This window comes from Sphingobium sp. EM0848 (genome assembly GCF_013375555.1).
GTDB lineage: Bacteria > Pseudomonadota > Alphaproteobacteria > Sphingomonadales > Sphingomonadaceae > Sphingobium.
On the sequence record NZ_JABXWB010000001.1, the window covers coordinates 3074411 to 3088883 of the forward strand.

The 14473-nt window shown below is 63.8% G+C and carries 15 protein-coding genes; 11 read left to right on the forward strand and 4 right to left on the reverse strand.

Annotated features, from left to right (window positions below; all coding sequences use genetic code 11):
* The first annotated feature begins 101 nt into the window (after positions 1-101).
* From HUK73_RS15010 to HUK73_RS15035, 6 genes are all read left to right on the forward strand, one after another.
* Positions 102-974: a phasin family protein gene (locus HUK73_RS15010; RefSeq protein ID WP_176592616.1), complete on the forward strand. Its 873-nt coding sequence runs from the start codon at positions 102-104 to the stop codon at positions 972-974.
* A gap of 146 nt (positions 975-1120) precedes the next feature.
* Entirely contained in the window at positions 1121-1495 is a 375-nt protein-coding gene (clpS, locus tag HUK73_RS15015; RefSeq protein ID WP_176592617.1) for an ATP-dependent Clp protease adapter ClpS, read from the forward strand.
* Between the two features lie 72 nt (positions 1496-1567).
* On the forward strand, positions 1568-3061 hold the full coding sequence (locus HUK73_RS15020) for a glycerol-3-phosphate dehydrogenase (RefSeq protein ID WP_176592618.1): 1494 nt from the start codon (positions 1568-1570) through the stop codon (positions 3059-3061).
* Complete coding sequence (locus HUK73_RS15025) at positions 3058-4539, forward strand: glycerol kinase (protein ID WP_176592619.1); 1482 nt, start codon at positions 3058-3060, stop codon at positions 4537-4539. The genes HUK73_RS15020 and HUK73_RS15025 overlap by 4 nt, the downstream gene beginning before the upstream one ends.
* Positions 4540-4665: 126 nt before the next feature.
* Positions 4666-6450, forward strand: coding sequence for a sensor domain-containing diguanylate cyclase (locus tag HUK73_RS15030; protein ID WP_176592620.1), 1785 nt, complete (start codon positions 4666-4668; stop codon positions 6448-6450).
* A gap of 121 nt (positions 6451-6571) precedes the next feature.
* Complete coding sequence (locus HUK73_RS15035) at positions 6572-6949, forward strand: MerC domain-containing protein (protein ID WP_176592621.1); 378 nt, start codon at positions 6572-6574, stop codon at positions 6947-6949.
* 10 nt (positions 6950-6959) lie between these two features.
* Here HUK73_RS15035 and glpX read toward each other — a convergent pair whose 3' ends face one another.
* The 3 genes from glpX to HUK73_RS15050 all read right to left on the reverse strand — a co-directional run bounded on the left by glpX (position 6960) and on the right by HUK73_RS15050 (position 10400).
* On the reverse strand, positions 6960-7943 hold the full coding sequence (glpX, locus tag HUK73_RS15040; protein ID WP_176592622.1) for a class II fructose-bisphosphatase: 984 nt from the start codon (positions 7941-7943) through the stop codon (positions 6960-6962).
* A gap of 185 nt (positions 7944-8128) precedes the next feature.
* A complete protein-coding gene (locus HUK73_RS15045) occupies positions 8129-9433 on the reverse strand; it encodes a homoserine dehydrogenase (protein ID WP_176592623.1) in 1305 nt (434 codons plus the stop codon).
* Between the two features lie 88 nt (positions 9434-9521).
* Positions 9522-10400 carry a hypothetical protein gene (locus HUK73_RS15050; protein ID WP_176592624.1) on the reverse strand — a complete coding sequence of 293 codons (879 nt, stop codon included), beginning with the start codon at positions 10398-10400 and terminating at the stop codon, positions 9522-9524.
* A gap of 250 nt (positions 10401-10650) precedes the next feature.
* Between HUK73_RS15050 and HUK73_RS15055 the strand changes: the two genes are divergently transcribed.
* The 5 genes from HUK73_RS15055 to HUK73_RS15075 all read left to right on the forward strand — a co-directional run bounded on the left by HUK73_RS15055 (position 10651) and on the right by HUK73_RS15075 (position 13779).
* Positions 10651-11310 carry an energy transducer TonB gene (locus HUK73_RS15055; protein WP_176592625.1) on the forward strand — a complete coding sequence of 220 codons (660 nt, stop codon included), beginning with the start codon at positions 10651-10653 and terminating at the stop codon, positions 11308-11310.
* Positions 11311-11395: 85 nt separating this feature from the next.
* On the forward strand, positions 11396-12151 hold the full coding sequence (locus HUK73_RS15060; RefSeq protein ID WP_176592626.1) for a MotA/TolQ/ExbB proton channel family protein: 756 nt from the start codon (positions 11396-11398) through the stop codon (positions 12149-12151).
* A 111-nt stretch (positions 12152-12262) separates the two neighbouring features.
* Complete coding sequence (locus tag HUK73_RS15065) at positions 12263-12751, forward strand: biopolymer transporter ExbD (protein ID WP_176592627.1); 489 nt, start codon at positions 12263-12265, stop codon at positions 12749-12751.
* 19 nt (positions 12752-12770) lie between these two features.
* Complete coding sequence (locus tag HUK73_RS15070) at positions 12771-13193, forward strand: biopolymer transporter ExbD (RefSeq protein ID WP_176592628.1); 423 nt, start codon at positions 12771-12773, stop codon at positions 13191-13193.
* A gap of 268 nt (positions 13194-13461) precedes the next feature.
* Positions 13462-13779 (forward strand): PilZ domain-containing protein, encoded by a 318-nt coding sequence (locus tag HUK73_RS15075; protein ID WP_176592629.1) that lies wholly within the window; start codon positions 13462-13464, stop codon positions 13777-13779.
* Here the strand turns inward: HUK73_RS15075 and HUK73_RS15080 are convergent.
* Complete coding sequence (locus HUK73_RS15080; protein WP_176592630.1) at positions 13769-14389, reverse strand: DJ-1/PfpI family protein; 621 nt, start codon at positions 14387-14389, stop codon at positions 13769-13771. The genes HUK73_RS15075 and HUK73_RS15080 overlap by 11 nt on opposite strands.
* Positions 14390-14473 lie beyond the last annotated feature (84 nt).

A 14473-nucleotide genomic window follows, 5' to 3' on the forward strand; every position in this document is an offset into this window, starting at 1 on the left:
TACGGCAAACTGAATATTTCAGTTTTGTTGCGCTGCACAAAAAGACTTGCAATTCCTCTCGGAACTCCATATTGTGCACTGCAACAAATGGAGGATGGTCCATGGCCGTGACCCCGAAGCCAGTGCGTCGTAAGCCGGTAGTGAAAAAGGTGTCGTCCACCCTGTCAGCCAGCGAGGCGCTGAAGGCCGCCGAAGCGGCGATCGGTGTGGCCCCCAAGCCTGCGGTCAGGAAGCCTGCATCGCCCAAGCCCGCCGCGCCCAAGCCCGAGGTCAAGGCTGATCCGGTTGCGGTGGTCGCCGCGACCACTGCTGCGGACGCCGCGCCGGAACCTGAGCCGGTCAAGGAAATCACTCCCGAACCGACGCCCGTTGCGACGGCGCCCGAAGTGGAAACGCCCAAGATTGAGCCGGTGGCAAAGGCTGCGCCCCCGGAGCCCAAGGAAGTCAAGAGCCTACCGAAGGCCAGGCCGATCGAGCCCACATTGCTGCCCGCCACAGAAGGAACAAAGATGATGAACGACGTGATCGAAACCGGAAAGAAGTTCGCTGAAGAAACCAAGGCCAAGCTCGAAACGGTCTATGCCGACCTGAACGAGAAGGCGAAGGCCAGCGTCGAAAAATCGACCAAGGCGATCGAGGAATTCAGCGACATCGCCAAGGGCAATGTCGAAGCGCTGGTCGAATCCGGCAAGATCGCGGCCAAGGGCTTTGAAACCCTGGGTCAGGAAGCTGTCGACTACAGCAAGAAGAGCTTCGAAAAGGCGACTGCCTCGTTCAAGAGCTTCTCGACCGTGAAGACCCCGACCGAGTTCTTCCAGCTGCAGAGCCAGCTTTTCTCGAGCAGCTTCGACGAGTTCACCAAGGAAGCCGCCAAGAGCAGCGAAGCGCTGATCAAGCTGGCCGGCGACGTTGCCCAGCCGCTGACCGCCCGCGTGACCGTGGTGACGGATAAGGTGAAGTCGCTCGCTGCCTGATCCGGCCTTCAGGTCATTGAAATAAAAGAGACGGCCTCCGCCACGCGCGGGGGCCGTTCTTTTTTGGGGCGACTGGCGCGAAGGATGGTTTACGGCCCGCTCGCCCCCTTGCCTTGCATGGCAGAATCGCCATATCCTGTTTCATCATGAGCAGCATTTCGACAGCCGCATATCCCGTGATGATGGCGGGAAGGGATCAGGACGACCAGGGCGACGGCCCGGGCGGCCCCAATGTCGGCATCGCGACGCGGACCCGCACCCGGACGAAAAAGCCTTCGCTTTACAAGGTGCTGATGCTCAACGACGATTACACGCCCATGGAATTCGTGGTGCATGTCCTCCAGCAATTTTTCCGCATGGATATGGAGGAGGCCACCCGCGTGATGCTGCATGTCCACCAGCGCGGGGTCGGCGTGTGCGGCATATTCAGCTATGAGGTGGCGGAAACCAAGGTCAACCAGGTGATGGACTTCGCCCGGCAGAACCAGCACCCGCTGCAATGCACGCTGGAAAAGGCGTGAGCTCTGCCGGTCGTTGCCGCTATGGCGGCATGACGGTTCCGCAGACGCGAAAAGCAGGATAAGCTCTTCCCTGTGATCAGGGATGCCGAGCCTGCCATTTATGACCTCGCCATTATCGGCGGTGGAATCAATGGCTGTGGCATTGCTCGCGACGCGGCGGGGCGGGGCGCCCAGGTGCTGTTGCTGGAACGGGGCGATCTGGCGCAGGGCACATCCTCCGCCTCCACCAAGCTGATCCATGGCGGGCTGCGCTATCTGGAGCATTATGAATTCGCGCTGGTGCGGGAATCCCTGTCCGAGCGCGAACGGCTATGGGGCATTGCGCCGCATATCATTCATCCGATGCGCTTCGTGCTGCCCTGGGTGCCGGGGTTGCGGCCGCAATGGCTGTTGCGTCTGGGCCTGTTCCTCTATGATCATATTGGCGGCCGCCGCGCCCTGCCGCCGACCGAAGCGGTCGACCTGCGCCGCCACCCGGCCGGGCAGCCGCTCAAGCGCGGTTTCCGCAAGGCCTATGTCTATTCGGACGGCTGGGTGGACGATGCCCGGCTGGTGGTCCTGAATGCCCGCGACGCGGCCGACCGGGGTGCCGACATCCGCACCCGCGCCGAAGCGCTGCGGCTGGAGCGGGTGGACGGCCTGTGGACGATCCAGACCGCGCAGGCGCAATTCCGGGCGCGGGTGGTCGTCAATGCCGCCGGGCCTGCCGTGCTGGATCTTCTGCATCGCGCGCAGGAAAGCAGCGACAGCCGGATGCGGCTGGTGCGGGGCTCGCATATCGTCGTGCGGCGGCTGTTCGATCATGGCTTCGCCTATTTCTTCCAACTCCCCGATGGCCGTATCTTCTTCGCCATTCCCTATCAGCGCGATTTCACCCTGATCGGCACGACCGACCGGGACCATCACGGTCCACCTGATCATCCGCACCCGGATGCGGAGGAGATCGCCTATCTTTGCGAGGGAGCGAACCGCTATTTTGCGCGGTCGATCGGGCCTCAGGACGTGCTCTGGTCCTATGCCGGGGTGCGGCCGCTGGTCGATGACGGGTCGGGCCGGCCCGAAGCGGCGACGCGCGGCTATCGGCTGGAACTGGAGGGGCGGGAAGGGGAGCCGCCGCTGCTCAGCATCTTCGGCGGCAAGATCACCACCTATCGCCATCTCGCCGCCGAGGCGATGGAAAGACTGAAGCCTTTCCTGCCCAGCTTGGCAGGCGGCGACTGGACGGCGGACGCGCCGCTGCCCGGTGGCGATTTCCCGATGAAGGAGCGGGATCGACTCATTGCTGATCTGGGCTGCGACTATCCCTTTCTTGATTTCGCGACGGTTCAGCGGATCGGCTGCGCCTATGGCACGCGGGCGCGGGACTGGCTGGGCGGGGCGCAGGACATGGCGGCGCTGGGCCTGCATTTCGGCCATGGGCTGACACAGGCGGAAGTCGACTATCTCATCGTCCGCGAATGGGCGGTCAGCGCCGAGGATATTTTGTGGCGCCGGACCAAGCTGGGCCTGCGGCTGGACGCGGTGCAGAAGCTGCGGCTGGAACAATGGCTGGAGGAGAGGGGATGAACGACCGGCTGATCCTGGTGCTGGACGAAGGCACCACATCGACGCGGGCCATGCTCTATGCGCCGGACGGACGGCGGCTGGGCATGGCGCAGGCGGAGTTGACCCAATATTATCCGCAGCCCGGCTGGGTCGAACATGACGCCGCCGAAATCTGGAACCGGACGCTGGCCTGCGCGCGGGACATGGTGGAGCAGGCGGGCGGCGCGGATCGCATCGCCGCCATCGGCATCACCAACCAGCGTGAGACGGTGGTCGCCTGGGACCGGAGAACGGGCGCGCCGCTGGCCCGCGCCATCGTCTGGCAGGACCGCCGCACCGCCGACCAATGCACGGCGTTGAAGGCAGCGGGGCATGAAGCGGCGGTCCAGCGCCAGACCGGACTGGTGATCGATCCCTATTTCTCCGCGACGAAGATGCGCTGGCTGCTGGATCATGAACCGGCACTGGCGGATGCAGGCGATGTGCTGGCCTTCGGCACGGTCGAAAGCTGGCTGGTATGGAAACTGACCGGCGGCCTGCACGTCAGCGATGCCAGCAACGCCAGCCGCACCCAGTTGATGGCGCTGGACGGCGAGGGGTGGGACCGCGGGCTGTGCGATCTGTTCGGCGTGCCGGTGCAGGCCTTGCCGGAGATCAGCGACAATGCGGGCGCCTTTGGCGAGACGCAGGCGGAATGGTTCGGACGGCCCATCCCGATCCGGGGTCTGGCGGGCGACCAGCAGGCGGCGACCATCGGTCAGGGCTGTCTGACCCCCGGCGATGCCAAGGCGACGCTGGGCACCGGGGCCTTCGTGCTGGCCAATCGGGGCAGCCTGGTCCCCGTTTCGCAGCATCGGTTGTTGGGAACGCTGCTCTATCGGCTGTCGGGCGAGAGAACCTATGCGCTGGAAGGATCGGTATTCGTCGCGGGGAGCCTGATCCAATGGCTGCGCGACCGGCTGGGACTGATCGCCAGCGCCGGGGAGACGGAGGCGCTGGCCCGCTCCGTGCCGGACAATGGCGGGGTCATGATGCTGCCCGCGCTGGCCGGACTGGGCGCGCCGCACTGGCGGCCGGACGCGACGGGGGTGATCAGCGGGCTGACGCAGGGCACGGGCCGGGCGCATATCGTGCGCGCGGCGCTCGAATCCCTGTCGCACCAGCTTTGCGATCTGGCCGGTGCTTTTGCGGCCGATGGTGCGGCCTGGCGGATGCTGCGGATCGACGGCGGGATGAGCGCCAATGACTGGATCGTGCAGGACATGGCGGACATGCTGGATCTGGCCGTGGACCGTCCCGCCGACGTCGAGACGACAGCCAAAGGCGCGGCGATGCTGGCGGCGCTGGGCTGCGGCCTTCACCCCTCGCTGGAGGCGGCGGCGTCGGCAATGGGGGCGGCGGTGACGCGGTTCATGCCGGCCCTGCCGGCGGAGCAGCGGGCGGAGAGGCTGGCGCAATGGGATGCGCTGCTTTCCCGTGCATTGCAGAGATCGAGCTGAAGCATAGGCGGGTGCTTCATCTTGGGGCTTTGCCTCTTTTCCAACGGCCGACGCCTTCTATTGGACATTCGTAAAATATTCATCGTGAGTATATTTTAACGATAAGTCTGTAAGGCGGGGCGGAACATGCAAACGACTCCTCGTCATCCTTTTTCCAGACTGGCTCCGGTCCTGCTCGGCTGCGCCTATTTTGTGATGGCGACGTTGGCGCTCACCGGTTCGCGTTTCGATGGAGGCCTTGCCTTCATCTGGGGCGCCAATGCCCTCCTGATGGCTGTTCTGCTGACATTGCGGATCGGCGATTGGCTTCCGTCGCTGATGGCCTGCGGCGTTGCCAGCGCCGCTGCGACGAGCCTGTGGGGCATGGGACCATTGGCGGCGTTGCCGATGGCGGGCATCAACCTTCTGGAAGCGCTGATCGTTGCGCTCCTGTGCCAGCGTTTTGCGCGGGGGCGGAAATTCGCCGGGTCGATGCGTCTGCTCGTCGTCTTTACCCTGGCCCTGTGCGGGCCGGCGAACATGCTGGCGGGCCTGGCTGCCGCGCTGGTCGCGTCGCTGCTCACGCCGGTGGCCTTCGGCCCGTCCTGGCTGCAATGGTATACCGGCCATGTGCTGGGCGGCCTGACCTGCACGCCGATTCTGATGATGCTGATGCAGGGGGAGGTGCGCCGCTGGATCGTCCAGACGCCGCGCCGGGAAAAATGGGAAGCGCTGGGCCTGTTGATCGTCTTTTCGCTGGCGACGGTCTATGTCTTTTACGTCGCGCGTTATCCGATGCTGTTCGCGCTGCTGCTGCCGATGGTGGTCATCGTCTTTCGCGTGGGCAATCTCGGGGCGGCGGCATCGGTGCTGATTGTCGCCGCGATCGGCGGGACCGCCACCATCACCGGCCACGGACCGCTGTACATGCTTCCCGACGGCTCATTGGGTGAGCGGATGCAGCATTTCCAGTTCTTCCTTGCGTTCAGCTTCCTGCTGTCGATGCCGATCGCGGCGGAACTGAACAGCCGCCGGCGCCTGTTCCAGATGCTGCAGGAAAGCGAGGCGCGCTATCGCATCATTGCCGAACATAGCGGTGACGTGGTGCTCAACATCAATGTGGACGGGCTGATCGAATATGCTTCGCCTGCCGCTGCGGAGCAGATCGGCTGCGCGCCGGATCTGCTGATCGGGCAGGATGTAGCCAATCTGGTCGATCCGGAGGATCGCGATCATGTGAGCGCCGCCATCGCCCGGGCATTGGCCCATCCGGGCGATGTGCAGGCGGTCGAGTTCCGGCCCTTCATCTCCGACCGTGGGCTGGAATGGTGTGAGATGGTGGCGCGCGCCGCGGTGGATGAACATGGAATGCCCACCGGGATCGTCAGCACGATTCGCGACATGTCCCGGCACAAGGCGCGACAGCGTGCGCTGCAACAGGTGGCGGCGCTGGACTCGCTGACCGGCGCGGATACGCGGCGGGCGTTCCTGGAAAAGCTGGACGATGAGATTGCGCGCGTCCGGCGGGGCGGGCGGGCCTGCCTGCTGCTGATCGACATCGATCATTTCAAGGCGGTCAACGATTGCCATGGCCATGGCGCGGGTGACCGGGTGCTGGCCGGCTTTGTCGAGCGCCTGCGGCCGGGGCTGCGCGGCATGGACAGTATCGGCCGGCTGGGCGGTGAGGAGTTCGCCATCCTGTTGAGCGGCACGGATGTCGAGCGGGCGAGCATGATTTGCGAGCGGTTGCGCGAGATGGTGTCGGTCAATCCCGTCCATATCGATTCGGGCGAGGCGATCCGGGTGACGTTCAGCGCAGGGCTGGTCGAACTGGATGCGCTGACAGGACGCGACGCGATCCTGGAGGCTGCGGACAAGGCGCTCTATCGCGCCAAGCATAGCGGGCGGAACTGCCTGCGGCTGGCGGCCTAAGAGAGCGCTGCGGTTAAATTCGACCGGGTACGCATGCGATGCAGAGGAATCGCCTCCCACCGGAAAAATCAGGCGATGATATGTTGTAACTTTCCCCTGTCTCGCCTATGTAATTGCCACCATGCCGATCAGCCTTCGCCAGCATCTGTTCAACGGTCGTATCGACCGGATCGCGATTGCGCTGTCGGGCATGTGTGTCGCCCATTGTTTCGTGACCGCCGTGCTGTTGGGGCTGTTGGCTTCGGCGGGCGGCATTTTCGAAAGCCCGATCTTCCATGAGGCGGGGCTGGTGCTGGCGATCCTGCTGGGCGCGGTGGCGCTGGGCCATGGCGCGGTGGCGCATGGCTATATGATGCCGGCGGCGATCGGATCGCTGGGGCTGGGCATCATGGCAGGCGCGTTGACCATGGACCATGGCTTGCAGGAAAGCGCCTATACCCTGCTGGGAGTGGGCATATTGGCGCTGGGACACGACCTGAATCACCGCGCGGGGCGGTAGACCTTTCCCCTTAGACCGGCTTGCGGTCTACCCGATGCTCGCCCTTCACCCAGCGTACCGTGCCGGTGCTGGCACGCATCACCACGCTGTCGGTGGTGAGCTTGCCGCCGGGCAACCGCTTGACCCCGGCGAGGAGCGACCCGTCCGTCACCCCGGTCGCCGCGAAGATGCAGTCGCCCTTCGCCAGCTCCTTGAGGTCATAGATCTTGTCGAGATCGGTGATGCCCCATTTGCGGGCGCGGGAACGCTCATCGTCATTGCGGAACAGCAGCTTGCCCTTGAACTGGCCGCCGACGCAACGCAGGGCCGCACAGGCCAGCACACCCTCCGGAGCGCCGCCCGACCCCATATAGATGTCGATATTGGTTTCCGGATTGGTGGTCGCGATCACGCCGGCGACGTCGCCGTCCGGGATCAGCATGATGCCGCAGCCGATGGCGCGCAGCTCCGCGATCAGCTTTTCATGGCGCGGACGGTCGAGCACGCAGACGATGATCTCATGCGGATCGACGCCCTTCGCCTTGGCGACAGCCTCGACATTATCCTTCACCGGCTTGTTCATGTCGATGATGCCGTCGGGATAGCCGGGGCCGACGGCCAGCTTCTCCATATAGACGTCGGGCGCGTTGAGCAGTCCGCCTTCCTCGGAGATCGCCAGCACGGCCAGCGCATTGGGACCGGCCTTGGCGGTGATGGTGGTGCCTTCCAGCGGGTCGAGCGCGATGTCGATCCTGGGGCCGGTGCCGATCGCGTTGCCGACCTTTTCACCGATATAAAGCATCGGAGCCTCGTCGCGCTCACCCTCGCCGATGACCACGGTGCCGTCCATGTAAAGGTCGTTGAAGGCCAGGCGCATCGCTTCGACCGCGGCGGCGTCGGCGGCTTTTTCATCGCCCCGGCCGATCAGCTTGGACGCGGCGATGGCGGCGGCTTCGGTCACGCGCACCATTTCCAGCACCAGCACGCGATCGAGTATCGAGCTTGCCTGCACCATGTTCATTCCTCTTCCAGAGCGCTATTTGTGGAGCGCGATAGGATGTCGGTCGACCCTTGTCGAGGGTGCGCCTTTCAGGGACGCAATGCAACGGAGGGGCGTTTGCTCCGTCGCCGTCTGAATGAAGCGGTGGGTTTGCGCATCAGGGTCCGCAGGCCGATCACGGCCTGCGTCGGACCCGATCCTCAATCCAAAATATGCATGACCATCGGCGTCTGGAGCAGGCTGTCCGAACCCGCCAGCCGCTCCAGCGTCTCGCGCACACAGCGTTCTTCGCCCGCATGGGTGACGATCGCCACGAGCACGCCGTCCGCCTGATTCGCGCCGCGCTGGATCATGCTTTCGATCGACACGCCCGCGTCGCGGGTTGCGGCCGCGATCTCCGCCAGCACGCCGGGGCGATCCTGCACCTTGAAGCGCAGATAGGCGCGGCCGACACGCTTGCCCGCATCGGCGGGTTTCTGCTGCGCCAGCGCCGCGACCGGCATGGCGAGCGCGTCGCCATATTCATCGCGCGCCACGTCGATCAAATCGGCCACGACGGCTGAGGCGGTCGGACCGTCGCCCGCGCCGCGCCCCTGGAAGAAGAGGCGACCGACGAAATTGCCTTCCGCCACCACGGCGTTCAGCGATCCGTCGACATGGGAAAGCGGATGGTCGAGCGGCACCAGCATCGGATGGACGCGCTGGAACAGTCCGTCAGGCCCGTTCTCCGCCATGCCGACCAGACGAATGCGATAGCCCAGCGCCGCCGCTTCGGCGATGTCGGCGGCGATGACGTGACGGATGCCGGTGGTCGCGACCGCGTCGAAATCCAGCTCCGTGCCGAAGGCCAGGCTGGCAAGGATCGTCAGCTTGTGCGCGGCATCGACGCCGTCGATGTCGAAGCTCGGGTCCGCTTCGGCATAGCCCAGCTCCTGCGCTTCCTTGAGCACTTCGTCAAAGCCCCGGCCTTCCTTCTCCATGGTGGTCAGGATGTAATTGCAGGTGCCGTTGAGGATGCCGTAGACGCGGCTGATCTCGTTCGCGGCCGCGCCTTCGCGCATGCCCTTGATGACCGGGATGCCACCTGCGACGGCGGCTTCATATTTGAGTGCGACGCCTGCTTTCTCGGCCAGCGCGGCAAGGTCCAGCCCGTGATGAGCCAACATCGCCTTGTTCGCCGTGACGAAAGGCTTGCCGACGTTCAGGCATTGACGGGCGAGGGTGAGGGCGGGGCCGTCCGCTCCGCCGATCAGTTCCACCACCACGTCTATATCGTCGCGGGTCGCCAGCGTCGTCATGTCGTCCACCCATTCATAGGGCGACAGGTCGACGCCGCGATCCTTGTTCCGGTCGCGCGCGGAAATGGCGACGACCTGAATCGGACAACCGGCGCGCCGGGCAATCAGATCGGCATTGGTCTGAAGCAGCCGAATGACGCCCCCGCCCACCGTGCCGAGGCCGACCAGCGCGACGCGCAGCGGGGCATGGCGGTGCAGATTGCTCATGGCTTCTTCTTATCCTTCGTTCAGACGTGAAGCGGCGCTGATAGCCGCCTCTTCGTGTCTGTCCAAGGAAAAGGAGCCGCCTGGCCGATCATCGCACCGATCGCGTCCGGCCGCAGGGGCCAAGCGCGGCCAGCACGACCTGATAATCGGCGCGGGCTGCCTCTGCATCCGGTGCCGCAAGGGCGCGGACCGATGGGGCGGGCAACTCAGACGGCAGGCCGCAGGCGAGGCGATACCAGAGCAGGCTGCCGCGCACCGGCGGCCGGGCGGCTTCGTCGACAATCTCACCCAGTGCGACCGCCCAGCGCGGAGTCTGTCCGGGGCGGCGCAGGATCGACAGAGACACGGGATCGCCATTTTCAGTGCGCAGGAAGATCTGTGTCTCGCCCTCGCCGGCAATCGTGCCCGCGACATGGAAGGCATCGCCCAGCCCGACGATGCGCGGCGGGGCGTGGTTGGCGACCAGTTCGGAAAGAATGCCCTTCACCCGTTCGAGTTCGGAGGGCGAGGCAGCGATCTGGGCGTCGCGCGCCACGAGCTGGATTTCGCCGGGTCGCGCGCCTGCCCGCGCGAACAGGATGACGTCTGCCTTCTTCAGCTTGGGCAATTTGCCCCTTGCGTCGAGGCGTGCGTCGTAGAGGTAGCGGATGGTGGGACTGATTCCCCCTTCTCCGCGAATCAGGGCGGTGACATTTGCCTCCACAAAGACCCGCTGATAGCCTGCCGGAATGGTTCCGGCCTGCTCGGGGCGCAATTTGATGATGTTGCCAATCCGCGCCTGTGCCACCATCGGCGCCATGTCCGCCAGGTCCGCAATGTCGGCGTAGGACAGCCCTGCGGCGCGTTGCGATGGTGGCGCTGCCGTTTGCCTGTCAGGCGTCTGAGCCGCGGAAATCTGCGATTGTGCGGCGGAAATGAGGCACAGCAGGGCGAGCGTCCGCAGGTTCATGGTGGATTTTTTTTTCATCTTCGTCCTAGTGATGGCAGTCCGTGACATGATTGTCACATGCAAGTCTTTCTGGTGTGTAATGGCGGTCGCAAATGATCATATCGATAAAGCGTTTGCGTGCCACGATGCGCCGCGATAGGAGTTCGCACGGTAGCAAATGGACGGATAGGGGCCAAGATGACCGGGGTGACCCGGCCAGCTCGGGCCGTTTTTGGCTTATTTGCCGATAATCAACTGGTAAAGCTGAGTTAAGGAGTGTCGTTGCCGAATGGCCTATGCTGACCACTCGCAAGGATCGAGTCGCACGATCTCGATCATTATCGTCGCCCTGATTCACGCTGTTCTGGGTTATGCCTTCGTCACCGGTCTTGGCATGAAATATGTCAAAAAGGCGGCGGAACAGCTGAACGTGATCGACGTCAAGGAGGAACCGCCGCCACCGGATGAGGAGCCGCCGCCGCCCCCGCCGGATCAGCCCATCGAGCCGCCGCCGGTCGTCGCACCGCCGCCGATCGTCCAGACCCCTGTACAGGCTCCGCCTATCCAGACGGTTCGGACGCCGCCGCCGGTGTTCAACCCGGTTCCGGTCGCAGCTCCGCCGCCGCCCGCTCCGCCGCCGCCGCCCGAGGTGCCTGCATCTCGCGCCACGCCGCGCAGCAACCCCGGCAGCTGGCTGAGCGACGCCGACTATCCGAGCCGCGCACAGCGTGAAGAACGTTCGGGTACGGCTGGGTTCCGGCTGGAAATCGGTCCGGATGGCCGCGTGACCAACTGCACCATCACCTCGTCGACCGGCCATGCCGACCTCGATGAGGCGACCTGCCGCCTGTTGCCGAAGCGTGCGAAATTCAAGCCCGCGACTGCAGCTGGAGGTGGTCCGATGTCGGACACGTACAATGGTCGAATCACCTGGCGTCTGCCGGAATAATCTGAAAGGGCAGGCGGGCAGCCCGGATCGGTCCGGCCGCCGCCTCCCCCTTTGTTATTGATCCTTTGAGAGGGAAGTCTTGAACATGTTGATGTCTATCGCAGCGGCCGCCGCTCCCAAGTCGGCCAATCCCTATGGCCTGATGGAAGCGCTCGAGCAGGGCGGTCTCATCGCCCAGACCGTCTTCGGCATCCTCTGCCTTATGTCGGTCGGCACCTTCTACATCCTGTTCACCAAGCTGATCGAACAGCAGAAGGTCATCAACCAGGGCAAGAAGGTTCGTGCGACCTTCTGGCGCTCCGCCAACCTGAAGGAAGCTTCGGCGAAGCTGGAAAAGAACTCGGCCTACAAGCAGATCGTCGACGACGGCATCAAGGCGCAGGACGAGCATGGCAAGCTGACCGATCCGGTCGAAGCGCATGACTGGCTGCACGGCTCGCTGGCCCGTTCGGAAGCCGCGATCAACTCCAGCCTGGGTGGCGGCCTCGCCTTCCTCGCGACCGTGGGTTCGACCTCGCCGTTCATCGGTCTGTTCGGTACCGTTATCGGTATCTACCGCGCCCTGATCAAGATCGGCGCTGCCGGTCAGGCCTCGATCGACGCCGTTGCCGGCCCGGTCGGTGAAGCTCTGATCATGACTGCCCTGGGTCTGGCCGTGGCCGTTCCCGCGGTGCTCGCCTACAACTTCCTGCAGCGTCGCAACAAGTCGATCGCGGAACAGCTGAACGGCTTCACCGTCGACCTGCTGGCCTATCTGGTGTCGAATGGCGCCGTGAAGCCCGCCATTGCCGCTGCTCCGGCTGCTGCCGCCAAGCCGGCTGCTGCTGCGACCAAGGCCTGATAGGCTGGGATGCCGGTGGGGATCGGGCGGCGGCTGCGACTGTCCGCTTCCCCATCGGACGTGGGCCTCAATAGACGAGGCACCATCGACAAGCATGTTAGGAAATAATCAATGGCAATGAGTGTTGGCTCTGACGGCGGTGAAGACAAGCCGATGTCCGACATCAACACGACGCCGCTCGTCGACGTCATGCTGGTGTTGCTCATCATCTTCCTTATCGCGGTCCCGGTCGTCGTCCAGACGGTTCAGCTGCAGCTCCCCAAGGTGGCGTTTGAGCCGACCACGACGAAGCCGGAAAATGTCTCGCTGTCGGTCACTCAGGCGTCCGACGGTAGCTGTGCAGTCTACTGGAATCTGACCAGGGTGTCTTCGGACGAACTGCTCGACCGTGCGGTCGCGAAGCTCGAAGCGGACATCAAGAAGGCGGGCGGTGTTGAAAATCTGACGCCCGAGGATCTGCCTGAAGTGCATATCCGCGGCGACATCAACGTTCCCTATCGGTGCATCGGCGGCACCATCTACACGATGCAGCGCGCCGGTTTCCCGAAGGTCGGCTTCATCTCCGAACCCGAACCGGGTTCGCAGACGCAGCGACTCTAAGTTTTAGGAGTATCGCCCCATGGCAATGAGTGCCGGAAGAGACGATGGCGAGCCGATGGTGGAAATGAACACGACGCCGTTGATCGACGTCATGCTCGTTCTCCTCATCATGTTCATCATCACCATTCCGATCCAGACCCACGCGGTCAAGATCGACCTGCCGCAGAACGCGCCGCCGACCACCAGTGTCGTCGACCCGGTCAAGAACAAGGTGGCAATCGATCCCAGCGGCATCATCACCTGGAACGGATCGGCCATCGACCTGTTGACCCTGCGTCAGTATCTGCAGCAGTCGCTGCGGCTGCCGGTCGAACCCGAACTGCAGTTTCAGCCGAACGCCGAAACCAAATATGTGATCGTCGATCAGGTTTTGGCGGAGATCAAGCGGGCTGGCGTGACGAAGCTGGGCTTCGTCGGCAACGAGCAGTACGGCAAGTTCTAACCGATATCGGAACCGGGTTCTGGCAGCGCTGGAATCTGGTTTTCGAAAAGAATGAGGCGCCAGGCTCGAATACGCCGCCGCCGTCTGGCCGGGAATGTTTGACTTCCCGTTTCCGGGCGCGGGCAGGGGTGACGCAATCGGCCTGATCGCGCTGAATTTGAAGGGGCTGCTTTGGCGGCCCCTTATTTTATGTCTGCGACCTGCCCGGACTTAATGCTTCCTTTACCCTGAACCGGGATAATGGCGGCGGTCAAATCGGCATTGGATCATGGGCGCCAAACTTCAAACCGAACTCAGCAGGGCCGATGGCCGTCTGATAGACCGGCGGTCCGTGTTGATCGGCGTGCGGGTTCGCCGGCCGGGCGAAACCTGGTTCAAGAGCCAGATCACCGATGTCACCGCGATCGGCTTCCGGCTCAAAAGCTTCATGAAGCTGACGGCGGACGACGATCTGTGGGTCATGTTGCCCGGCTTTGAAGGGCGCCGCGCCCGCGTGCTGTGGAGCCGGGCCCATGAATCGGGTGGCGTGTTCGAACGTCCGCTTCACCCGGCGATTCTCGATCATATCATCAAGATCAGCCAGTAGGCGCTCGTGGTTGGCCGATGAACGGCTCGACGACCGAGATTGCGCGATGAACATATGGCTCCTTTTCACCGACGGGGGCCACGTAATGCACTGCCTCAGCCGCCGCTCGCATCGAGGCGCCGCGCGCAATGATCCATGTTGCGAGATATTGCGACGCCAGGCACCCGCCCGCTGTCGCGACATTGGCGTGGGCGGTGAAGGGCGCATCAATCACGTTGACGCCTGCCTCAATGACCCACGGCTTTGTCGTCAGATCCGTGCAAGCGGGAACAGCACCCAGCAGGCCGAGCTTCGCCAGAATGAGCGTTCCGGAACATTGAGCGCCGATTAGCTGACGTGAAGGATCGAGGTCGATGGCCGAAAGCAGATCGACGTCATTCGCGATCTCCCGAGACCTTATGCCGCTGCCGATCAAAACCGCATCCGCCTCCTTTGCGAACTCAAGCGGTTTTTGGCGGTGAACGGTTACGCCGTTCATCGAGGTAATTTGCACGGTGGGCGATGTTATATGTGCCGCCCAGCCTTGCGCCTTCATGCGGTTGAGGATCGCCGACGCAATGAACGAGTCCAGTTCATTGAACCCATCAAACGTCAAAATTGCGATCTGCACATATGGCTCCTGCGGCTGGGATGTCTCAATCCCATATAGCGCCAACAGGGCTGCGGCGCATGAGCGCATCGGATGCCAGTTGCT